The organism is Luteibacter sp. 621 (assembly GCF_050435445.1).
Classification (GTDB): Bacteria; Pseudomonadota; Gammaproteobacteria; order Xanthomonadales; family Rhodanobacteraceae; genus Luteibacter.
Genome location: NZ_JBNDKI010000024.1, coordinates 18,922 through 41,039, shown reverse-complemented (window position 1 = coordinate 41,039; position 22,118 = coordinate 18,922). Strand labels below are relative to the sequence as shown.

Below are 22,118 nucleotides of genomic sequence, written 5' to 3'. Positions count from 1 at the left end.
GTCGTTAAGATTTCACCCATACCACTGGAAAACCACGGAGAGTCGAGACATGGCCATTGATATCGGCATTGCCAAGAAGGACCGCGAAGCGGTCGCCAAGCACCTTTCCAAGCTGCTGGCGGATACCTACTCCCTTTACCTGAAGACCCATAGCTTCCATTGGAATATCACTGGGCCGCAGTTCAATAGCCTGCATGGCATGTTCGAGGTTCAGTACAACCAGTTGTGGCTGGCCGCGGATGAGATTGCCGAGCGCATCCGTATCCTCGATGTGTTCGCCCCGGGCTCCTACAGCCAGTTCGGCAAGCTGACCTCGATCAAGGAAGAATCCGGCGTGCCCGAGTGGAAGGATATGGTGGCCCAGCTCGTGGAAGGCCACGAGATCGCCGCGGCCACCTCGCGCGAAGTGATCAAGGCAGCCGATGATGCCGGCGATGAAGGCAGCGCGGATATGGTGACCGGGCGCCTGAAGGAGCACGAGAAGACCGCCTGGATGCTCCGCTCGCTGTTGAAATAATGCGCCGCTGCGCTTACGCGCGATGAGGGCCTGGCCGTACGCCAGGCCCTTTTTCGTGCCCCCAGGCACCCCGCTTAACTCCATTTTCACTGCCAAACCCTGACCAGCCATTCAGCCCGGCGTTGAGCCATTACGCCCCGTTCGTTAAGCTCCCCCGGTTACCTCATTGAAGCCACTTGGGGGCCGATCGGTCCGGGGAATGTTTTGAGCGCTGCCAGCACGACCGACCGAAGCCACCCCATCCTCGTCGCGGTACTCCTCGCGATCGTTGTTGCAGGCCTGAATTACGGCCTCTGGCTGGTGGCGAACCTGCCCAACGGTCCCGCTGACTGGAACGCGCCGGTACCCGGGTTCGCCTTCACGGCCTACCAGCGTTACCAGAACCCGATGAAGGGCGACGTTTCGACCGATCCCGAGATCGATAGCGACCTGCGGCTGATCAAGCAGTACTCGCCGCGCATTCGCACGTATTCCATGCTTGAGAACCCGCAGGTGGCCCGCCTTGCCGACAAGGAAGGGCTGGACCTGATGGCGGGCGCGCAGATCGATACCCGTCTGGAAAATAACGAGCGCGAAATCGATGCGCTGATTGCCCAGGCCCATCGCTTCCCCAAGACCATTACCCGGGTCATCGTCGGCAACGAAGTGCTGTTCCGCGGCGACCTGAAGCCTGAACAGGTCATGGCGTACCTTGACCGCGTACGCGCCGCGGTGAAGCAGCCGGTTTCCGTTGCCGAGCCCTACCACGTGTGGGTCCAGAACCCGGAACTGGCCAATCATGTGGACTTCATCACCGTCCACCTGTTCCCTTACTGGAACGGTATTACGGCACGCGCCGGCGTTGGCGATGCCATCGGCAGCTACGAGAGCCTGAAAACCAGCTTCCCCGGCAAGCACATCGTCATCGGTGAAATTGGCTGGCCGTCCAACGGTGACCGGTTCAAGGCAGCGGACCCCAGCGTATCGAACGAAGCAATCTTCCTGCGCTCGTTCTTCAACGAAGCCAAGCTGCACGGTATCGATGACTACTATGTCCTCGAAGCCATCGACCAGCCCTGGAAGGAAAACCTGGGTGAAGGGCGAACGGGTGCGTACTGGGGCATGTTCAATGCCGATCGCCAGCTCAAGTTCCCCTTCAAGGGCCCGGTCACCGAGGACGTGCACTGGCCGTGGAAGGCGCTTGCCGCCTCGCTGCTCGCGTTCGTGCCCATGTTGTGGTTCGGCATAGCGTTCCGCCGGTTCAAGCTGGCCGGCTTGCTGTTCATGATGGGCCTGATCCAGCTGGCATGCGGCCTGATCGTGTGGTCGGCCACCCTGCCCTTCAACTTCTACCTTGGCCCGTTCGACTGGGCCATGCTGATCCTGCTGTTCCCCGCGCAGGTGGCCATCCTTGGCATCCTGCTGATCAATGGCTTCGAGTTCACCGAAGTGCTGTGGCGGCGCAAGTGGGTACGCCATGCGGGCATGCTCCCACCCGATCCGGTGGAACGGCAGCCGTTCGTCTCCATCCACCTGGCGTGCCATAACGAGCCGCCGGAGATGGTGCAGCTCACCCTGGATTCGCTCGCGGCGCTGGACTACGAGAACTTCGAAGTACTCGTTCTGGACAACAACACGAAGGATCCGGCGGTCTGGAAGCCGGTCGAAGAATATTGCGAGAAGCTTGGGCCGAAGTTCCGCTTCTTCCATCTCGAACCCTGGCCGGGCTACAAGGCCGGTGCGCTGAACTTCGGGCTGACAGCCACGGATGAGCGCGCGGATGTCGTGGCGGTGATCGATGCCGACTACGTGGTGCGCGAAGATTGGCTCTCCACGCTGACCGGCTATTTCCACGATCCGAAGGTGGCCGTGGTGCAGTGCCCGCAGGCCCACCGCGATTTCGAGAAGAATCGCTTCCGCCGCATGACCGCATGGGAATACGACGGCTTCTTCCGTATCGGCATGCACCACCGCAACGAACGCAACGCCATCATCCAGCACGGCACCATGACCATGGTGCGCCGCTCGGCGCTGGAAGGCACCGGCGGCTGGTCAGAGTGGACGATCTGCGAGGATGCGGAGCTCGGCCTGCGCCTGATGCATGCCGGCTACGAGCTTGTGTACGTCGATGAACTGATGGGCAAGGGCCTCACTCCTGCCGACTTCAAGGCGTACAAGAGCCAGCGCTACCGCTGGGCCTTCGGCGCCATGCAGATCCTCAAGGGTCGCTGGCACTGGATGACCCGCAAGGGCCCGCTCAGCGGTGGCCAGCGCTTCCACTTCCTCACGGGCTGGTTCAGCTGGTTCGCGGATGCCTTGCACTACATCTTCACGATGATGGGCCTGCTGTGGACGGCTGGCATGATCGCGGCGCCGGATTATTTCAACCTGCCCATGCAGTTGTTCCTGATCCCGGTCATTGGCTTCTTCTTCGCCAAGGCGATCTTTGGCGTCGTGCTCTACCGCGCCCGTGTGCCGTGCAGCTGGTACGACACCCTGATGGCTTCCGTGGCCAGCATGGGCCTGTCACACGCCATCGCGCGCGGCATCCTGCATGGCCTTACCCGCGAGAAGACCGCCTTCGTCGTTACCGCCAAGAGCCGCCGCATGGGCGGGAGCAGTTTCGCTGCGTTCTCACCGGTGCGTGAGGAAGTCCTCATGGCGGTGGCCCTGCTGCTGGCGATCATCGGCATGGCGACGCATTACGGTACGCACTACGTGGAAAGCACGCTTTGGATGTTCATCCTGGCGGCCCAGTCCATTCCCTACGTATCGGCCATGGCCGGCGCATGGATCGCGCACCAGTCAGGCGATGAAGCCGGCTAACCGACGGCGCGCTCCTGCAGGAGCGCGCTTGCGCACGATCGCTTTTCGCGAACCCCTTCACGCCGTTCAGCTTTGTAGTCACCCGTCTATCGACCTAAGCGCCTACGCGCGGTAAGTTACGGGCATACACAGGCGCGCCCGGATGCGCTCCCGAGGGTGGCCACCGCCACCCGCATGGCCTTGGATCACGACCGGAAGGACGCACATGCGCCTAACCAGACGCCATGGACTGCTGCTTCTGCCGTGGTTCCTCTTGCCCGCCGCCGCGCATGCAGGCGTCGTCCTCAACGTGGATGGCGTGGACGAAAACCTTAAGAACGCCGTGGTCGCCGGCGTGGAACTGAGCCAGTACACCGCGCGCGATGTCACCGATGCGCAGATCCGCCGCCTCTACGCCAATGCGCCTGACCAAGTGCAAGCCGCGCTGCGGCCGTACGGTTACTACGAGGCCACCGCCACCGGCGACCTGAAGCAGGTCGGTACCAACTGGCAGGTGACGCTTCACGTCGTGCCCGGTACACCGGTGAAGGTGACGTCCGTCAACGTCGCGATGGATGACACCGCATCGAAGGTGCCCGCCGTGCGACGTGCGCTGCGCGGCCTGGATAACCTCAAAGACAAGCCGATGAACGACGGCCAGTACGATGGTGCGCGCGATGCCGTGAGCGGCGCCCTGACAGCCACGGGCTTCCTCGATGCGAAACTGGTTACACACCGTGTCGAAGTGAACCGCGCGGAGCACACTGCGAAGGTTGACCTCAAATGGGAGTCCGGCGAGCGCTTCCGCTACGGCCATGTAAACTTCAAGAATTCACAGTTCCGTGACGGTTTCCTCGACCGCTACGTGCCGTTCAAGAGCGGCGATTACTTTTCACAGGACCAGCTGCTGCAGTTGCAGCAGGCGTTGAACGGCGCCGACTATTTTGCCGTCGTCAACGTGATACCGGACACCGACAACGCGAAGAACGGCACCGTGGACGTGAACGTGGACCTCGCGCCCGCCAAGCGCACCATCTATACGGGCGGCCCGTTCTTCGGTACCGACACGGGCGCGGGCCTGCGTGGCGGCATCGAGAAACGCTGGATCAACGACCGCGGGCACAAGTGGAAGAACGAACTGGTCGTGGCCCAGCGCCTGAAAACGCTTTCAACCCTGTACCAGATCCCCATGCCGGGCCCGAACCAGCGCAGCTTCAATTTTGGCGCGAACTACCGCGACGCGAATACCGTGACCTCCAAATCGCGCACGTTGCAGCTGGTGGGGAATGAAACGCGCCTTTGGCACGGGTGGACCCGCACCATTGGCATGAACGTGCTTACCGGCACATTTACGGTTGGCAAGCGCGGGGGCGAGAGCGATACCGCGGAAGGCCTGGAGCACGGCCAGAGCACCCTGCTCTACCCCGAGGTCTCGCTCAGCAAGAAGAAGGGCGATAACCCCACCTTCGTACGCAGCGGCTGGTCGCTCACCCTCACGGCACGAAGCACGGTCGGCACGCTGCTCTCTGATGCCAGCTTTTCCACCGTCATGGGCGATGCCAAGTGGATCCAGTCGTTCTGGGGCCGCAACCGCCTTATCCTGCGTGGCACGGCAGGCAAGACCTGGACCAACGACTTCAGCGCCCTGCCGCCTCAATTGCGCTTCTTTGCGGGTGGTGACCGTAGCGTGCGTGGCTACGATTTCGAAAGCATCGGGCCGCGCAACGCGTATGACCGCGTGATCGGCGGTGAAAGCCTGCTGGTGGGCAGCACCGAGGTGGAACATTACTTCACGCGCAATTGGGGCATGGCGGCATTCGTCGACGCTGGTAACGCGTTCACCGGCACTGATTACAACCCGCGCGTAGGTGCGGGCCTTGGCGTACGCTGGCTCTCACCCGTGGGCATGATCCGCGTCGACGTGGCCGTTCCTGTGCACGACAAGAACGAACATGGCATCCACCTGCATGTCGTGATCGGGCCGGACCTGTGAGGAGCGCCGGCATGAAATGGTTGATCCGCGTAGGTAGCGCGCTGGGTGTCCTGGTCATCGTCATCGCGCTGGGCGTGTGGTGGCTGGTCGGTACTGCATCAGGCCTGCGCTTCGCCCTGGAGCGGGCGAAGGGCTTCACTGGTAACGCCCTCTCGGTAACGCAGGCAGAGGGCCGCCTTGCCGGCCCGCTCGATCTGGCCGGCGTGCGCTACAACGATGGCAAGGGCATGGATATCCGGGTGGCCAAGGCGCACGTGGATTTCTCCTTTGGCGCACTGCTTCGCAAGACGGCGCACGTCTACACATTGACGGTCGACGGCGTAGATGTGGCGCTGCCCCCCAGCCAGCCGGATACGAACGAACCCAGCGAGCCGTTCTCACTACGGCCGCCCCTCGACATCGTGCTGGATGACGTGAAGGTCGGGCACGTGAAGGTGAGCCAGGCCGGCCAGCCCCTGTTTGAATCCAACACGCTGGATCTCGCCGCGTCATGGACCGGTAAGGGCATCGCTGTGAGCAAGCTCGCCCTGCGTGCGCCCGATGGCAAGGCTGACCTGGCCGGCAACCTTGCCGTGGGCAAGGGCTACATGGGCGATGGCAAGGCGGCCTTCCAGTGGAAGGTGGGGGATATCGACTATGCGGGCGACCTTGAAGCGCACAGCGACGGCGCCAAGGCGCACACCATCATCAAACTGCGCCTGCCCTTCGTTGCGCAAGTGGACGCGAACCTGGTCCAGAGTGGCGATTACGCATGGACCGCATCCATCGACGCGCCGCGCTTCAATCCCAAGCCGCTGCTTGGCGACAGCAGCCTGGACGCGCTTAGCCTTGCGCTGCAAGGTTCAGGCGATCGCTATGGCGCAAAGCTCACCGGCGATGTCGGCCTGAACGACTACCAGGTGCACCTGGCACCGATCGATGCCGCATTCGATCATGACTACAAACGGCTCACGTTGCATGAGCTGACCGTAGGCTCACCGCAGGTAAAGGGCTCGCTTACGGCGAAGGGCACGGTGGAAATTGCCGCCACGCCGTTGACCGCCGACCTGGCCCTGCAATGGAAGGACGTGCTGGTTCCGGAGGATGTCGCTGGCCAGGTACTCGCAAGCTCTGGCAAGCTCACCTTCGAAGGCGGCGCGGAGAACTACCACGCACTCGGCGATGTTGATATCGGCCCTCCGGATCACCTCGGCAAGTTCACGCTGGATGTGAACGGCAAGCCGGATGTGATCGATATCCACACCCTGGAGCTGAAGCAGCCCAATGGCGAGCTTGCTGCCAGCGGCAACGTCACGCTCAAGCCCGGTATCGCGTGGAAGCTGGATGTGCAGGGCGATCGCTTCGATCCGGGCCAGCTCCTTGCCGAATGGGCTGGCTCACTCAACATCGACCTCTCCACCGAAGGCCGGCTTGTCAACGATGAGCCGCTGGGTACTCTCGAGCTGCACAAACTTGATGGCACGTTGCGCCAGCGTCCGTTGCGTGGCAACGGCAAGATCGAGCTCAAACCGCATGAAGTGATCAACGGCAAACTTGATCTCGCCTCCGGCGGAAGCACGATTTCTCTGGATGCCAAGGGCGACACCGCGAACGATGCGCAACTGAAACTGGCGATCGCCTCACTGGGCGACTGGCTGCCCGATGCAGGTGGCCGCGTGCAGGGCACGATCAACGCGAAGGGCAACGTACCCAAGCTAGCGATAAAGGCCGACATCCGCGGCAACGCCCTGGTCTACGCGGGACAGAAGGTCGATACGCTTACGCTGAACGCCGATATCCCGGATATCAGCGCACCGGGTGGCAAGTTCGATGTTATTGCCACCGGTGCCAACACAGGCGACCTGGTCTTCGACCGCATCGCGGTGGACGCGAGTGGCACGCAGGATCGCCACCAGCTGTCGATCGACGCGCACGGCCGCCCCCTTACCACCGACCTCAAGCTTTCTGGCTCGTACAAGGACAGCAACTGGAACGGCACGCTGTCGGCCCTGAACGTCACGTTCCAGGGACTTCCGCAGTTCCGCCTGCAGAACGCCAGCCAGCTCGCCTATAAGGATGGCGCGATGAGCATGAGCGATCTGTGCCTCACGGCTGGCGATCCCCTGCTCTGCGTGGCGGCCAACCAGGACAAGGCCGGCAACCTCGATGCGAGCTACCGCCTGCGCCGTGTACCGCTCGCGCTCCTGATGACCGCGGCCGAAGCGGGCAACTCGCCGATGCGAGCCGACGGCATGATCGAAGGCGATGGCAGCCTACGCCGCACCGCGGCAGGCGCCCTTTCGGGCCAGGCCAATATCACGTCACCGCATGGGTCCGTGATCTACCCCGACCGCAGTGAACAACCGCTGCTGGTGTATGACAATCTCGCGCTGAATGCGCAACTCGCGCCAGACAACCAGCGCGTCACCGTCAACGCGTCATTGAACGATGGCGGCACGCTCGCCGGCAATGTTTCTGTCACCGGAGCGCAGCAAGCCCTCGGTGGCAATGTCGCACTGCACCTGAAGAACCTATCCGTCATCGAGCTGTTCACCACGGAGATCGATTCGGTAAAGGGCGGCCTCGATGCGAACTTCAACCTGGGCGGCACGGTGGGCACGCCTGCCGTGACCGGGCAGGCGCTGTTGGCGGGGTTCGCCGCAGAAGTGCCCAGCGCGGGCCTGAAGCTACACGACGGCCGGATCAGCGTCAGCACGACGGATGCGACCAACTACGCCGTGGACGGCACTATTCGCTCGGGTGACGGCACGCTTGGCATCAAGGGCACGGCCGCGCTAGGCGCGGGCGCGCAGGTACGCCTTGGCATCGAGGGCTCGAAGTTCACGGCGGCGGACATCCCTGCCGCAAAAGCAGTGGTCTCGCCCAACCTGACCATCGTGCAGGATGCGAAGGGCATGAACGTCACGGGCAAGGTCGGCATCGACATGGCCGATGTTAACGTGGAGCGCCTTCCGGGTTCGGGCGCCACCAAGGCATCCTCCGATGTGGTCGTCGTCGATGACAAGGCACAAGAGGCCGCAGCGGAAGCTTCGCCGATCAGCGCGGACATCAGCGTCGACCTTGGCCAGAAGCTGCACCTTGTAGGTTTCGGCATTGATGGCCGCATTACCGGCATCATTGATGTTCGTGAGCGCCCCGGCCGTGCGACAACAGGCCAGGGCCAGGTAACGGTGGATGGCACGTATAAAGCCTACGGCCAGGACCTGAAGATCGAACAGGGCCAGCTTCTTTTCGCCAGCACTCCCATCGATAACCCGGGCCTCAACATTCGCGCGGCGCGCATCCTCAATCCCAACGCCACGATTGACGATGGCCAGAAAGTTGGCCTCTACGTCTCGGGCACCGCGCGCCGCCCGATCCTTACCGTCTTCTCCAACCCGGTGATGGAACAGTCCGATGCCCTCTCCTACCTTGTGACCGGCAAGCCGCTTTCGCAGGTTAAGGGTGGCGAAGGCAACATGGTGGGTGCAGCCGCACAGGCGCTGGGCTCAGCCGCAGGCGACCTCCTTGCGAAGAGTGTTGGCTCACGCATCGGCGTGGACGACATCGGTGTGAGCAATAACGATGCCCTTGGTGGCACCTCCGCGTTCACTGTGGGCAAGTACCTCTCACCGCGCCTTTACCTCAGTTACGGCGTGGGCCTGTTCGATCCCGGCCAGGTGATCACGCTGCGCTACCTCTTCAGCCACCGCTGGAACTTCGAAGCGCAGAACGCGACGGATTTCAGCCGGGCGAGCTTAAATTACCGGTTGGAGCGATAGGCCCCACAGAGGACCTTGCGCACTCAACATGGCCTACGCAGGATGAGGTAGAGCCCTACATATTTAGGCTTCGCAACACGTCAAGCTGGCAGCCCACACTCGAGGAGGCCGTGACGTGTTTGAACTGATCATCGAGGACATGGAGCGTTCTGCTGCCAAAGCGATCGAGGTCCCTGCCAGCTGCCAGCCGAAACGCATGGCCAGCAGCGCTGGCGTCGGTGCGCTCGTCGGCCTGGGTGGATTCGCCGGTGGCCCGTGGTTGGCATTCCATCTACCGCGCTCGGAGCGTCCGGGGCCGCCGTCCTCGGCATGCTTAATTGCGCCTACGATCTGCGTGAGACGAAACACTGATGAAGACTATAAGCAAGGCTGCGCTGGCAGCATGGCGTTGGCATATCGGACTGTTCGCCCCGCCGTCACCCGGCTACCGCTACTGGTTCAGGGTCACATTCCTATGGTTCGTTCCCATCTGCACGCTGCACCAACTAGCCATGTCCGCCACGTACGATCCAGAGGGGCTGTCCCAGCGAATCGTCGTGAGCCGTATCGCGACGGGGCTCATCACGGGTACGGTCATCAGTATCGGTGGCTGGCTCGCTTGCCGCGCCGTCCTCGCGGTGCGGCAACGAGCTTAGCGCCAGCGCCTCAGCGCGCTGAGTGCAGCCGGTGCAGTAGCTCGGCTTCCGTCAGGGAGATGCCGCAGGTATCGGCAATATCCTGCGGCGAGGCACCCTGGCGGGCGAGGCGCTGGGCCAGTGCGAGGGAGCGATCGCTTGCGCCGCCGGTTTCCGAGGCCACGGTGACCGTCGGTTGGCGGCGGACCTGGTCTTCGATATCGCCAAGGCGATTTTCGAGACGGCGGAGCATGCTCGCCAGTTGATCCGGTTCGATGGCGGGAATGGCCGGCGCCGGGTTCGGTTCCGGCTTTTCCACGGGTTCGCCTGAGGCGGCCACAGGCTTCCTTGCCACCGCCTGTTGGCCAAGGCGCCGAAACAGAAGCAACAAGCCGATGAGATTGAGGACGGCGAGTGCGATCAGCACGTAACCAAGGATGGCGGCGTTCATGCGGGTGTGGGCTCCGGGATAGCGGGGACACGGTAGCGCATTGAATGATGCCGCACTAGGGATCGCGCGCAAGCGCGCGCCTACAGTGGCGTGCCATCGGCACCGGGACAGTGGGGACAGATCAGGCGCGGCACAGCCTTGGAACGTCGACCAGGGCGATAAAGCCGTCATCACGGGTGATCACCCCGCTGACCGGATCGTCACGGCGCACGGCGCGGCCTGGTGGCGGTGGGGCCACGTCAGCGGGATCGAACTGGAGCATTTCACCGATCACATCGATCAGCAGGCCAACGGTGGTGCCGGCATCGTCGAATACGATGACGCGTTGGGCATCGAGTTCTTCGGCGGCAGCGCCACCATCAAGACCGAAGCGCCGGCGGCCATCGAGCACCGGCACGATCTGGCCACGCAGGTTCACGATGCCCAGCACATCGGTCGGTGACCCAGGAACCGGCGTGATATCGCCGGGGCGGATCACTTCGCGTACCGCCGTCAGCGATACGGCGTAGCGCTGCCCTTTCAGGGAAAAGCCGAGCCATGGGCTGCCGGCCTCGTGTTTTACTTCGCTCACGGGCCAAGCTCCTGTTCCAGCCATGCGATGAGGGCGGTAGTGCCGATAACGCCACACCGCGGTTCTTTGGACATGCCCGCGAGCCACGGACGGGTGGCGGCGCCATCGCGCCAGAGTACGCTCGCGCCATCAATCTCGACCGGTTCATCGGTCACCTCGCATGCCAACGCCCAGCGGCGATCGCCAAGGAGTACCAACGTGGGTGCATGCGCGCCTCCCATGTCAGGCGAAAGAATGGCGGCGAGATCGGCAACGCGCGCCTCGCCACTTGGGTGCCGCCAGCGGCCGAGGCAAATTGCATTGGCGTTGCGCGGCGGGGTTAATGGCGGCATGGGCAGCATGTGCGTGATATCGGCCATGGGCACGGCAACTTTTACGCCAGCGGCGACGCATAGCAAGTAACGCGGCGGCTGCGACGTTTGCTCGGGCACTTCCGCGGCCGGCGCGTTGCGCCAGGTCTCGATGGCGACCACCTTGACCTGCGCGGGCGCGGCATCCGCCGCAACAGGTGCGGGCGTCAGCAGCTCGGCAAGGTAATCGGCGACGATCTGCTCGGCGTCGTTCATATTGCCGATCACGCGGCCGCGTCCGTCACGGACGTTGCGGATTTTGCCAACAGCTCGGCGAGCAACTGGCGGTAGGCCTGCCCACCACGACGGGCGGCAGGCCATGAGGCGAGTGGCACACCTGCTGCGCTCGCTTCACGGATCTGGGTATCGGTGGGGATCACCGCCTCACTCACGATATCCCCATACTGCTCGCGCAACTGCGCCAGGCAAGCGCGCGATGCATGGGTCCGCGCATCGAACAGCGTAGGCACGATGGTGCGCGGCATGGGCTTACCGCGCGAGCGTTCGATCATGGAGAGGCTGCGCAGCATGCGCTCCAGGCCAGCCAGGGCCAGGGCTTCGGTCTGCGTGGGCACCAGCAGACGATCGCTCGCTGCCAGCGCGTTCACCATGAGTACGCCCAGCGTGGGCGGGCAGTCGAGCAGGACGTGATCGAAGTCCGGCGCCAGCTCCGCAAGGGCCTGGCTCAGGACGAGGCCCATGCCGGGCTTGGTGCCAAGGTGGCGATCCAGCGTGATCATGGCGGCAGACGCCGGCAATACGCTCAGGCGATCCCATTGCGTGGCATGCACGAGCGTGCCGACGGGCAGCGGCGTGCCACTGACCCCGAACAGATCGTAGACGCTGCCGTGGGCACCGCCTTCCACGCCGATATAGCCGGACAACGATGCGTGCGGGTCCATATCGACAAGCAGCGTACGCTTGCCGTCGGCGGCCAGCATGCTGCCCAAGGACATCGCAGTGGTGGTTTTACCGACGCCACCCTTTTGGTTGGAGATAGCCCATACGTGCATCAGGGAGCGGCTCCTTGCCCAGGCAAGGGCGACGGCGAGCCCTTGTCACTCATCACCACGATCACCACGCGGCGATTATGGTTGCGGCCATCATCCGTCGCATTGGAGGTAGAGGGCTTGAACTCCCCCCAACCCATGATGCCAACCCGGTGTGGATCCACACCTTGTTCGGTAAGCAGGCGCGCCACCGTGGCGGCGCGCGCAGCGGAAAGTTCCCAGTTTGATGGGAACGTCGCTGTGGCAATCGGCGTGTTGTCGGTGTAGCCCTCGACACGCATGCTGTTCGGGAACGGTGCAAGGATGCCGGCAAGCTTGCGGATCACGTCTTCGGCCGCGGGCTGCAGCTTCGCCACGCCCACGGGGAACAGGATATCGGTGCGCACCTCGATCTCGAGCCAGTCCGGCGTCTGGCGCACGCTGACCAGGCTCTTGTCGATCAGCGGCTTCATCGCGCGCTTCACTTCATCGGAGATCTGGCTCAGGCTGGCTTGTTCGACCTTGCCGACCGTCGCGTTATCCGCAGGTGCTGTCTGGTGCTTGTCACCCGGCTGCGCTTCGGCGGCCGCACCCTCGTGGCCTGGCAACGGCAGGTTACGCGGCGGAATGGGCACATCGATTTTGGCGATGGGGCTGGCCGTGGGCGAACGGGTTTCGTTCGGCAACGGAACCTGGGTGGCTGGTGTATTCGCCTGCACGGGCTCGATAACCTTGCCCGTACCGTTGAAGGCTTCGTTGATGGACGCGGCCATCACGCGGAATTTCGTTTCGTTGACGGCGGATACCGCGTACATGACCACGAAAAGCGCCAGCAACAGCGTGATCAGGTCACCATAGGGGATGGCCCAACGCTCGTGGTTGATGTGTTCTTCGTGGTGTCGGCGCTTCACTGCAGGAACCCCTGCAGCTTGCTCTCGATGTGCCGGGGGTTATCGCCCTGGGCGATCGAGACGAGACCTTCAACGAGGATTTCGCGCATCTGCGAACGTTGGCGCGCGAGGCCCTTCAGGCGCGCGGCCATTGGTAGCGCAAGCAGGTTGGCCAGGCCGATGCCGTAAATCGTGGCGACGAATGCAGCAGCGATGCCGTGACCCAGCTTGCTGGGTTCGGCCAGGTTCTGCATGACAGCCATGAGGCCCATCACGGCGCCGATGATGCCCATGGTGGGCGAGTACGCACCGGCGTTCTCGTACACCTTGGCCGCTTCGATATCGATGTGTTCGCGCGTGAAGACCTCCACCTCCAGCACGGAGCGCATGGCGTCCGGTTCGGTGCCATCCACCAAAAGCTGAAGCCCCTTCTTGATAAAGGGGTCCTGTTCGCGCTCGATGGCGGGTTCCAGGCCAAGCAGGCCCGTACGCCGGGAAATCTCGCTCCAGCCGACGATGCGGCTGACGAGGTTCTCCGATTCGATATCCGGCGGACGATAGACCCAGGGCAACATGGCCCATGCGCGCTTGAGCACCGTGCCGGGCGTCTGCACGAGCAGCGCGGCGAACGTACCCAGGAAGACGATAACGAAGGCGGCCGGGTTCCACAGGGCATCGATGCTTGAGCCCTTGAGGATGGTCCCCACGATAATGACCACGAAGGCCAGGATCGTGCCGACAACGCTCACGATATCCATATCAGACCGCCATCCTCAGGCTAGGCAGCACCTGGCCGCTATCATCGGCCAGGCCCGCAAGATCGAGTACGAGCGAAATGCGGCCATCCCCGGTGATGGTGGCGCCGGCGACGCCGGGCACTTCCTTCAGGAACGGCCCGAGCGGCTTGGCCATGACATCCTCACGGCCTAGAACTTCATCCACCAGGCAGCCAAGGGTCTGGTGCCCGATCTGCACCACCACCACATGGCCGCCCCTGCCCTTCGCACCCGCCCAGTTACCCAGGTCGGCTAACGGCAGCGCGCGATTACGGTGGGCGGCAACAATGCGGCCATCGAGTTCCTGGACCTGCCCTGCGGACAGCTCGAACACTTCGGCGACGTTGGACATGGGCAGGCTCAGCAGGCGGTTGCCTACGCGCACCATGAGCACACGCAGGATCGCCAGCGTCAATGGCACCGACAGGCGCACGGTGCTGCCGTGGCCCACCCGCGAATCGATCGAAAGGGTGCCGCCCAGCTCAACAATCTTGGTCTTGACCACATCCATGCCGACGCCACGGCCGGAAATATCCGAGACCTGGCTGGCCGTGGAAAACCCGGGGCGAAACACGATCTCGTAGCACTCGCGCTCATCCAGCCGCGCGGCCTGCTCTTCGTCCATCAGGCCTTTTTCAACGGCCTTGCGACGCAGCACTTCGGGATCCATGCCTTTGCCATCATCGGTTACCGTGATGACGATGCGATCGCCATACTGGCCCGCGGCAAGGCGCACCGTACCGGAACGCGACTTGCCCGCCTGGTCGCGGATATCCGGCATTTCAATGCCGTGGTCGACGGCGTTGCGCAACAAGTGCACGAGTGGATCAGCCAGTGCTTCGACCACCGTACGGTCGATATCGGTTTCTTCACCCTCGGTGACGAGTTCGATGTCCTTGCCCAGTTGGCGGGCCAGGTCACGCACGATGCGCGGGAAGCGGGAGAACAGCTTGCCCACCGGCTGCATGCGCATGCGCAGGACGGCGTTCTGCAGGTCTTCGGCCACACGCTCAAGTTCACCGATGGCGCGTTCCATCGGATCGTTGGTACCGCGCGGCGCCAGGTTGGTCAGCCGGTTGCGGACCAGGACGAGTTCACCGGCGGCATCGACCAGGCTGTCGAGGCGATGGGTATCGACGCGGACCGTGGTTTCAGCCGTGGCGGACGGCTGGCGCTTTTCTGTGGCGGCAGCCGGCTTCGGCTTCGCGGGGGTGTCGGCAGGTACGCCCGCATTGACCGCAACGGCGACGGGAACAAGGGGGGCCGCGGTTTCGTTGATCGCGGGCAAGCCCGCTCCTACAGCGACGAGGTCCGTGGGCGCAGAGCCAGCCTCGGCGGGGGCGCTGCCGCTGGGGGCGCCGGTGCCGTAGAGCTGGTCAAGCAGTGCTTCGAACTCGTCATCGCTGATGGTGTTGCTTTCGGGCGCAACTGCGACTGCCTCGACCACGGGCCCGGCGGGCGCGACGCCCTCGGCGCCGGGCGCACCGGTGCCGTAGAGCGAATCAAGCAGCGATTCGAATTCGTCGTCCGAAATGGTGCCGGACTCGGCGGGCGCGGGAGCACGCTCGGTACGGGCAGCATCGAGCATGGCCTCGAACTCATCTTCGATGGGATCGTAGGCTTTGGCGGGCGCGGACACGGCGGCCGCCTTCGGCGCGCTGACCGGCACCGCGAGCGCGACCGGTGCGGCGGAGGCAGCACGCCCCGGTACGACCAGGCGATCGAGCAGCGAGCGCGGCGCGGGCTCGGCAGGCACGCCAGCATCAGCCGCACGCATCATGTCGTTCAGCAGATCGAGCGACTCCAGCAACGCATCCATCAAGGCAGCATTGAGCACGAGTGCGCCGTTACGCGCCTCGTTCAGCAGATCCTCCGCGCGGTGGCACAGTTCCACCATGGCGTTCAGGCCAAGGAAGCCCGCCCCGCCCTTTACGGTATGGAACGCACGGAACACCGCGTTCAGGAGCTCGCTGTCCTCCGGCGAGGCTTCGAGATCCACGAGCTGTTCGCCCAGGGTCTCAAGCAGTTCGCGGGCCTCGATCAGGAAGACGTTGAGCAGCTCGTTGTCCAGCTCCACGCTCATGGCGGGCTCAGAAGCCGAATTCGCTGAGCAGGCGGTCCACTTCGTCCTGGCTCACCTTGTCCGCCGCCGGCGCGTTGGCGCCGGCCAGCGAACCGGTGAGGCGCACCAGCTCCACCAGGGAATTCTCGACCTTGGCCATGAACGATTCGACCTGGGCCACGCGCTGGCCGGAGAGATCCTGCCAGGACTGCGCCTCCACCATTTCGCCAAAGCCGATATCGCAGTTCTGCGCGAAATCGCCGACGCGTACCGCCAGCGACGTGGCGTTGGCGGTGAAGGCAGGATCGGCCTGGTCGAGCACCAGCAGCTCATCGGCCTGTTTTGCGAGGGCCTGCGCCTGCGGGCGCAGCTTCTCGCTGAAATCGAGCGTGCGGTGGGCGGCCTGCGAGCTCATCTCGAGCACATCGCGCAGGTGCTTGCGCGCATCGCTCATGGTGCCGGGCACGCCATCGCTCGAAATATCCGAGGCGAGGCGACGGGCGGATTCGTGCAGGTCGCGCGCGAGGTGGCCCAGGGCCAGGAACAGATGTTGCTCACGGCTGCGGATCAGGCGATCGAGCGCCTGTTCGAACGCCGCACTGTCGTCGGCATCCAGCAGCTCACGCAGTTCGGGTGCCACATCCTGGCCAGCGGAAATCATCGTATTCATGTCAGTCCCTTAGCCCGCGGCCGCGGCGAGTCGTTCGAAGATCTTGTCGAGCTTTTCCTTCAGCGTGACGGCCGTGAACGGCTTCACGACGTAACCGTTCACGCCGCTCTGCGCGGCCGCGATGATCTGGTCGCGATTGTTCTCGGCGGTGACCATCAGCACCGGCAGCGATTTCAGGCTGGCATCCGCGCGAATGGCACGCAGCAGGTCGATGCCGGTCATGTTCGGCATGTTCCAGTCGGTGACCACCAGGTCGATGGGCTGCGAGCGCAGGAGCGCCAGCGCCGCGTTGCCATCTTCCGCCTCCTGGATGAGCGTGTTGGTGAAACCCAGCTCTACCAGCAAGTTACGGACGATTCGCCGCATGGTGGAGAAATCGTCCACCACGAGGATTTTCATGTTCTTGTCCAAAGCGCTCTCCGCCTTACAGCCGCGTATTTCTTAGTGTTTGTCTTTCCAACCCGACATGCGTGCACGGAGGCGAATCAAAGCCTGGCCATGGATCTGGCACACGCGCGATTCGCTAACTCCCAACACCGCACCGATTTCCTTCAGGTTGAGTTCGTCATCGTAGTACAGCGACATCACCAGCTTTTCGCGCTCGGGCAGGCCGTCGATCGATTCGGCCAGCGCATGGCGCATGCCGTCCTTCTCGAACAACCCATCCGGGCCCGTGGCATCCGGGTCGGCAACATCGATGGCGGAACCCTCGTCGCCTTCCGGCGCCGTAAGGCTCAGCAACCGCGCACTCGCCGCGTCTGCCAGGATCTGGTTGTATTCCATGGCGTCGATGCCGAGGCGCTTCATGACCTCGAGATCATCGGCGTCGCCGCCCGTTTCGTTTTCGATCTGCCTTGTGACTTCCGCCACCTCGCGCAATTTCCTGTGGACAGAGCGCGGGGTCCAATCCGTCTTGCGCAGTTCATCCAGCATGGCGCCACGTATGCGGATACCCGCATAGGTTTCGAAGCTGGCCGCGCGAGTCGGCGAATAATTCCTTGCCGCCTCAAGCAAACCGATCATGCCGGCCTGCATAAGGTCGTTTGCATCGACGCTGGGCGGCAGGCGGCCCATCAGGTGATAGGCGATCCGGCGCACCAACGGCGCGTGCGTTTTTACCAGTTGATCGGCCGGAACCTTAGTAATTTCAAGGTATTCGCTCGCGACACTCACAACGGCAGCCCTCCCCCCACGTGTTCGCGCCCGGCAAAAAAGCCGATGCGACCCTGACCACGGGGTTCGGGTTCACCCCATGTATCGACCGACCTGGCCAAATTCTTGAATCCCACCGCTGAACGGCTGCTCGGCCAGGCGTCGACCACCGCCGACTGGCGGCGAATCGCCTGGCGCAGGTACTCGTCGTGCGGCACCATGCCCATGAAATCGAGCGACACATCCAGGAAGCGGTTGGTCACCCGGGAAAGCTTTTCGAACAGCTGGCGCCCTTCCTGCGCATGGCGGACCATGTTGGCCACGATGCGGAAGCGGTTCACCGCGAACTCACGCGAGAGGACCTTGATCAGCGCATAGGCGTCAGTCAACGAGGCCGGCTCGTCGCAAACGACCACCACCACCTCGTCGGATGCGGCGGCGAACATCGATACGCTGTCGGAAATGCCCGCTGCGGTATCGACGATGAGGTATTCGGGCGCCAGCGGGTATTCGTCGAAGGCGCGGATGACGGCGGCGTGCTCGATGTTCGGCAGTTGGGCCATGCGGCGGGTGCCCGACGTGGCTGGGATCACCTTCAGGCCATGGGGCGCATCAAGCACCAGATCCTCTATGGCACAAGCACCCTCGAGCATATGGCCCAGGTGGCGCGTGGGCTGCAGGCCCAGCAGCACATCGATATTGGCCATGCCCAGGTCGGCATCCAGAAGCAGCACATCGCGGCCGCCCATGGCCAGGGCCATGCCAAGGTTCACGGCCACCGTGGTCTTGCCAACACCGCCCTTGCCGCCCGCGATCGCGATGCTGCGCGTGGGACGGCGGTCGGCGAGCCAGTTAAGACCGGCGGCCTGGGAGTTGTCGACGTGTGTGGTCATGAAGGAGTTCACTGCCGTGAAAGAAGTTGCGGTTGCGGTTGCCGTAGTCACGTTCGTCAGATTCTGCGATCAGGCCAGGGCCGGAGCGGATGCGAAGCCGAAACGATCGGCAAGTATGGCGTCATCCGGTTCGTCGTTGCGCTGCTTGAGCATCTGGGCTGCCAGGCAGACCAGTTTGCGCGCATCGGCGGACGCGATGTCCTCGGGCACGCGCTGCCCATCCGTGGTGTAGTCCAGCGGCATGCTATGCCGGATAAGGGCCGAGAGCGCGCCACCCAGCAGGGGCGTCTCGTCGAGCTTGGTGAGGATGGCGCTTTGTGGCTTCAGGGGGGCGTAGGCGCGCACGGCGCCGTCGATCGCCTGGGCCTGAGCGTTGGCGGCGAGCACCAGGCACACGCGCACATCGGCCATGGCGCGCAACGTCTCGAACTGCTGCTGCAGCTTCGGATCGTTGCCCGCAAGGCCCGCGGTATCAATGAGCACCGTATGCTTGCCACGCAGTTGCAACAGTACGTTGCGCAGGCTCTGCGCGTCGTGCGCGTTGTACACGCGCACGCCAAGCAGGCGGCCGTAATGTTCCAGTTGGGCGCCAGCGCCAATACGGTACTGATCGGCACTGATCAGCGCGACGTTGGACGCACCGTGGCGAAGCACGGCGCGAGCCGCCAGCTTGGCAATACTGGTGGTCTTGCCCACGCCCGTGGTCCCGACGAAAGCAGTGATGCCGCCACCGACGGTGTCGAAGTTGCGGCCGCTGGTGCGGATATTCCGCGAGAGGATGCCCAGCGGCAGATAGCGCGCCTGCTCGGCGGTCATGTTATCCGGCAGCTCGGCACACAACGCGCGGGCCACGTCGCCATCGATGCCCAGGCGGGTCATCTCGCGCAATACGCGGGCACGCAGCGGGTGCTGGCGATCCATCTGGTTCCACGCCAGCGCGGAGAGCTGCACTTCCAGCATCTCGCGCAGGTTATTGATCTCGGCGCGCATGCCATTCACCGCGGTATCGTTCTGCGGCGCGGTGACCGTCGCGGCGCGCACCACATCGGCGACGCTGGCAGCCAGTGCGGCGGAAGACTGGCGCTGCGGCGCGTTCGCTGCGGCGGGTGCGGCTCCCTTGGTCGCACGCTCGACGGCGGCGGCGGTGGCAGCGCGAGCCTGGTCGACGCGGGCGATGCGTTCGGCTTCACGGTTATCGCGGGTGTCGCGAGTGGCACGGATCTTTTCGAGCTTCTCTTCCGGGGTCGGCGGTTCGAACGCGAAGCCCGCCTCGCGGACCAGCGCCTCGTCGTAATCGAGCGCAGCGATGATCTCGATGCCGTCGTCCATCTTGCGCGTGGACAGGATCACGGCGTCCGGACCCTGCTCATCACGCACCTGGCGCATGGCCTGGCGCATATCCGGAGCAACGAATCGTTTGATTTTCATGCGTTCGATCCTGTCTTCTTCGATCGGCGCCCCGCTTGCCTGCGGCGCCACCTTGTTCTGTCACGTCCGCCGGGGGAATTCCCCGAGCGGCGTCTCATTCCTATCGTCCCAGGGCCGTCACCAGCTTGACGCGGCGGTTGTCCGGAACCTCGTTGTACGCAAGTACATGCAGGTTTTGGGCCACATGCCGCACGAAGCGCGAAAGCCATGGACGAAGCTGCGGTGAGACCAGCAGGACGGCCGGTTCGCCGGCGGCTTCCTGGCGCCGCGCCGCATCGGCGACGTTCTTCTGCAGGCGATCTGCCAGGCCCGGCTCCACGGCCGCACCGGCGGGACCACCACCCTGCAGGGACTGGAGCAAAATCTGTTCCAGTTCGGGTGCCAAAGTAATGACGGGAACCTCGGTGCCAAGGCCAGCGATCTCCTGCACGATCTGGCGACCCAGCGTGACGCGCACGGCGGCGGCGAGTACGCCGGGATCCTGGCTCTGCCCCGCATGCTCCGCCAGCGATTCGACGATGCCGCGGAAGTTGCGGATGGGCACGCGCTCGGCGAGCAGGTTCTGCAGCACCTTGACCACGGCGCCGAGCGAAAGGCGCTTGGGCACCAGGTCTTCCACCAGCTTGGGGGTCTGCTGGGCCAGGCGATCGAGCAGCTGCTGCACGTCCTGGTGGCCGATGAGCTCGTGGGCGTGGTTCTGAAGAATGTGCGAGAGGTGGGTGGCGATGACCGTGGCCGGATCAACCACGGTGTAGCCCAGGGTCTGCGCATGTTCGCGCAGGCCCGGCTCGATCCACACCGCATCCAGGCCGAAGGCCGGGTCGCGGGTGGCGATGCCATTGATGGTGCCGTGCACGCGGCCCGGATCGATGGCCAGCATGCGCTCGGTGTGGATCTCGGCCTCACCCATGGGCACGCCCATCAGCGAGATGCGGTAGCCATGCGGGGCCAGGTCGAGGTTGTCGCGAATGTGCACGGAAGGGACCAGGAAGCCCAGTTCCTGCGACAGCTTGCGGCGAACCGACTTGATGCGTGCCATGAGCTCGCCACCCTGCGCTTTATCCACCAGCGGGATGAGGCGGTAACCCACTTCAAGACCCACCGTATCGACCTGCGCGACGTCTTCCCACGACAGTTCGAGTCGCTCGGCCGGCGGCGCGGATTCCAGCGCAGCCAGTTCGGTGCCCGGCGCACCCGGGGTACCGGCAGCGGCACCGGCCGGAATCATCTTGCGCTGGTGCAGCTTCCATGCGCCAAAGCCGGCAAGGCCGGCCAGCAGAAGGAACGGGATGTTCGGCATGCCCGGGATCAGCCCCATGGTGCCAAGCACCGCGGCGGCCACGGCAAGCGCCTTGGGCTGGCCGAACAGCTGGCCGAACACCTGCTTGCCCATCTCCTGCGACTTCGACACGCGGGTAACGATCACCGCGGTGGCGATGGAAAGCATGAGGCCGGGCACCTGTGCGACCAGGCCATCGCCTATGGTCAGCAGGGTGTAGGTGCGGGCCGCTTCGCCGGCCGAGAGGCCGTGCTGGAACATGCCGATGAAGAAACCACCCAGCATGTTGATGACAAGGATGAGGATGCCGGCGGTGGCGTCGCCGCGGACGAACTTGGAAGCGCCATCCATCGAGCCGTAGAAATCCGCTTCCTCACGCACCTCCTGGCGGCGCTCGCGCGCCTGTTCCTGGGTGAGCAGGCCGGCGTTGAGGTCGGCGTCGATCGCCATCTGTTTGCCGGGCATGGCATCGAGGGTGAAGCGCGCGGTCACTTCCGACACGCGGGTGGCACCCTTGGTCACCACCACGAAGTTGATGATGGTGAGGATGGCGAACACGACGAAACCGACGGCGAAGTTGCCGCCGATCACGAACTCGGCGAACGCTTCGATCACCTTGCCGGCCGCGCCCGGGCCATTGTGGCCGTGCAGCAGCACCACGCGGGTGGAGGCAATATTCAGGGCCAGGCGCAACAAGGTGGCGAACAGCACCACGGTCGGGAACGAGGCAAGCTCCAGCGGCCGCATGACGTACATGGTGGCCAGCAGGATCACCAGCGACAGCGCGATGTTGAACGTGAACAGCAGGTCCAGCATGAACGGCGGCAGCGGCAGCATCATCATGCCGAGCATGATCAGCATGGCCACCGGGGCGGCCACGCCACGCCGGCCGATTTGCCGGAAGGTGCCCATCAGGTTCGGGGAGGCTGCCATCTGTA

General features: G+C 64.0%; 18 protein-coding genes. 5 read left to right on the top strand and 13 right to left on the bottom strand.

Annotated features, from left to right (window positions below; translation table 11 throughout):
- Positions 1 to 49: 49 nt before the first annotated feature.
- From ABIE56_RS19955 to ABIE56_RS19935, 5 genes are all read left to right on the top strand, one after another.
- Positions 50 to 517: a Dps family protein gene (locus ABIE56_RS19955; protein ID WP_429245555.1), complete on the top strand. Its 468-nt coding sequence runs from the start codon at positions 50 to 52 to the stop codon at positions 515 to 517.
- Between the two features lie 204 nt (positions 518 to 721).
- On the top strand, positions 722 to 3,322 hold the full coding sequence (locus tag ABIE56_RS19950; protein WP_429245554.1) for a glycosyltransferase family 2 protein: 2,601 nt from the start codon (positions 722 to 724) through the stop codon (positions 3,320 to 3,322).
- A gap of 205 nt (positions 3,323 to 3,527) precedes the next feature.
- The gene (locus tag ABIE56_RS19945) at positions 3,528 to 5,294 is read left to right on the top strand and encodes an autotransporter assembly complex protein TamA (protein ID WP_429245553.1); all 1,767 of its coding nucleotides are present in this window, start codon (positions 3,528 to 3,530) and stop codon (positions 5,292 to 5,294) included.
- A gap of 11 nt (positions 5,295 to 5,305) precedes the next feature.
- Positions 5,306 to 9,055, top strand: coding sequence for a translocation/assembly module TamB domain-containing protein (locus ABIE56_RS19940; protein ID WP_429245552.1), 3,750 nt, complete (start codon positions 5,306 to 5,308; stop codon positions 9,053 to 9,055).
- Between the two features lie 350 nt (positions 9,056 to 9,405).
- Positions 9,406 to 9,690 carry a hypothetical protein gene (locus ABIE56_RS19935; RefSeq protein WP_429245551.1) on the top strand — a complete coding sequence of 95 codons (285 nt, stop codon included), beginning with the start codon at positions 9,406 to 9,408 and terminating at the stop codon, positions 9,688 to 9,690.
- A gap of 10 nt (positions 9,691 to 9,700) precedes the next feature.
- On the opposite strand, the gene ABIE56_RS19930 is transcribed toward ABIE56_RS19935, so the two are convergent.
- From ABIE56_RS19930 to flhA, 13 genes are all read right to left on the bottom strand, one after another.
- Positions 9,701 to 10,120: a DUF2802 domain-containing protein gene (locus tag ABIE56_RS19930; protein WP_429245550.1), complete on the bottom strand. Its 420-nt coding sequence runs from the start codon at positions 10,118 to 10,120 to the stop codon at positions 9,701 to 9,703.
- A gap of 121 nt (positions 10,121 to 10,241) precedes the next feature.
- Complete coding sequence (locus tag ABIE56_RS19925) at positions 10,242 to 10,691, bottom strand: chemotaxis protein CheW (RefSeq protein ID WP_429245549.1); 450 nt, start codon at positions 10,689 to 10,691, stop codon at positions 10,242 to 10,244.
- Positions 10,688 to 11,269, bottom strand: a complete 582-nt coding sequence (locus ABIE56_RS19920; protein WP_429245548.1) for a hypothetical protein — start codon at positions 11,267 to 11,269, stop codon at positions 10,688 to 10,690. Before ABIE56_RS19920 ends, ABIE56_RS19925 begins: the two co-directional genes overlap by 4 nt.
- Positions 11,266 to 12,054, bottom strand: a complete 789-nt coding sequence (locus tag ABIE56_RS19915) for a ParA family protein (RefSeq protein WP_429245547.1) — start codon at positions 12,052 to 12,054, stop codon at positions 11,266 to 11,268. Before ABIE56_RS19915 ends, ABIE56_RS19920 begins: the two co-directional genes overlap by 4 nt.
- A complete protein-coding gene (gene motD, locus ABIE56_RS19910) occupies positions 12,054 to 12,941 on the bottom strand; it encodes a flagellar motor protein MotD (protein WP_429245546.1) in 888 nt (295 codons plus the stop codon). The genes ABIE56_RS19915 and motD overlap by 1 nt, the downstream gene beginning before the upstream one ends.
- Positions 12,938 to 13,678: a flagellar motor protein gene (locus ABIE56_RS19905; protein ID WP_429245545.1), complete on the bottom strand. Its 741-nt coding sequence runs from the start codon at positions 13,676 to 13,678 to the stop codon at positions 12,938 to 12,940. The genes motD and ABIE56_RS19905 overlap by 4 nt, the downstream gene beginning before the upstream one ends.
- A gap of 1 nt (position 13,679) precedes the next feature.
- On the bottom strand, positions 13,680 to 15,779 hold the full coding sequence (locus ABIE56_RS19900) for a chemotaxis protein CheW (RefSeq protein WP_429245544.1): 2,100 nt from the start codon (positions 15,777 to 15,779) through the stop codon (positions 13,680 to 13,682).
- 7 nt (positions 15,780 to 15,786) lie between these two features.
- Entirely contained in the window at positions 15,787 to 16,428 is a 642-nt protein-coding gene (locus ABIE56_RS19895) for a protein phosphatase CheZ (protein ID WP_429245543.1), read from the bottom strand.
- Between the two features lie 9 nt (positions 16,429 to 16,437).
- Positions 16,438 to 16,839, bottom strand: a complete 402-nt coding sequence (gene cheY, locus ABIE56_RS19890) for a chemotaxis response regulator CheY (RefSeq protein ID WP_247328356.1) — start codon at positions 16,837 to 16,839, stop codon at positions 16,438 to 16,440.
- A gap of 30 nt (positions 16,840 to 16,869) precedes the next feature.
- Positions 16,870 to 17,601 (bottom strand): RNA polymerase sigma factor FliA, encoded by a 732-nt coding sequence (locus tag ABIE56_RS19885; protein ID WP_429245542.1) that lies wholly within the window; start codon positions 17,599 to 17,601, stop codon positions 16,870 to 16,872.
- Positions 17,598 to 18,473: a MinD/ParA family protein gene (locus ABIE56_RS19880; protein WP_429245541.1), complete on the bottom strand. Its 876-nt coding sequence runs from the start codon at positions 18,471 to 18,473 to the stop codon at positions 17,598 to 17,600. The genes ABIE56_RS19885 and ABIE56_RS19880 overlap by 4 nt, the downstream gene beginning before the upstream one ends.
- A gap of 69 nt (positions 18,474 to 18,542) precedes the next feature.
- Positions 18,543 to 19,901, bottom strand: coding sequence for a flagellar biosynthesis protein FlhF (flhF, locus tag ABIE56_RS19875; RefSeq protein ID WP_429245540.1), 1,359 nt, complete (start codon positions 19,899 to 19,901; stop codon positions 18,543 to 18,545).
- A gap of 100 nt (positions 19,902 to 20,001) precedes the next feature.
- Positions 20,002 to 22,113, bottom strand: a complete 2,112-nt coding sequence (gene flhA, locus ABIE56_RS19870; RefSeq protein ID WP_429245539.1) for a flagellar biosynthesis protein FlhA — start codon at positions 22,111 to 22,113, stop codon at positions 20,002 to 20,004.
- Between the last annotated feature and the right edge of the window lie 5 nt (positions 22,114 to 22,118).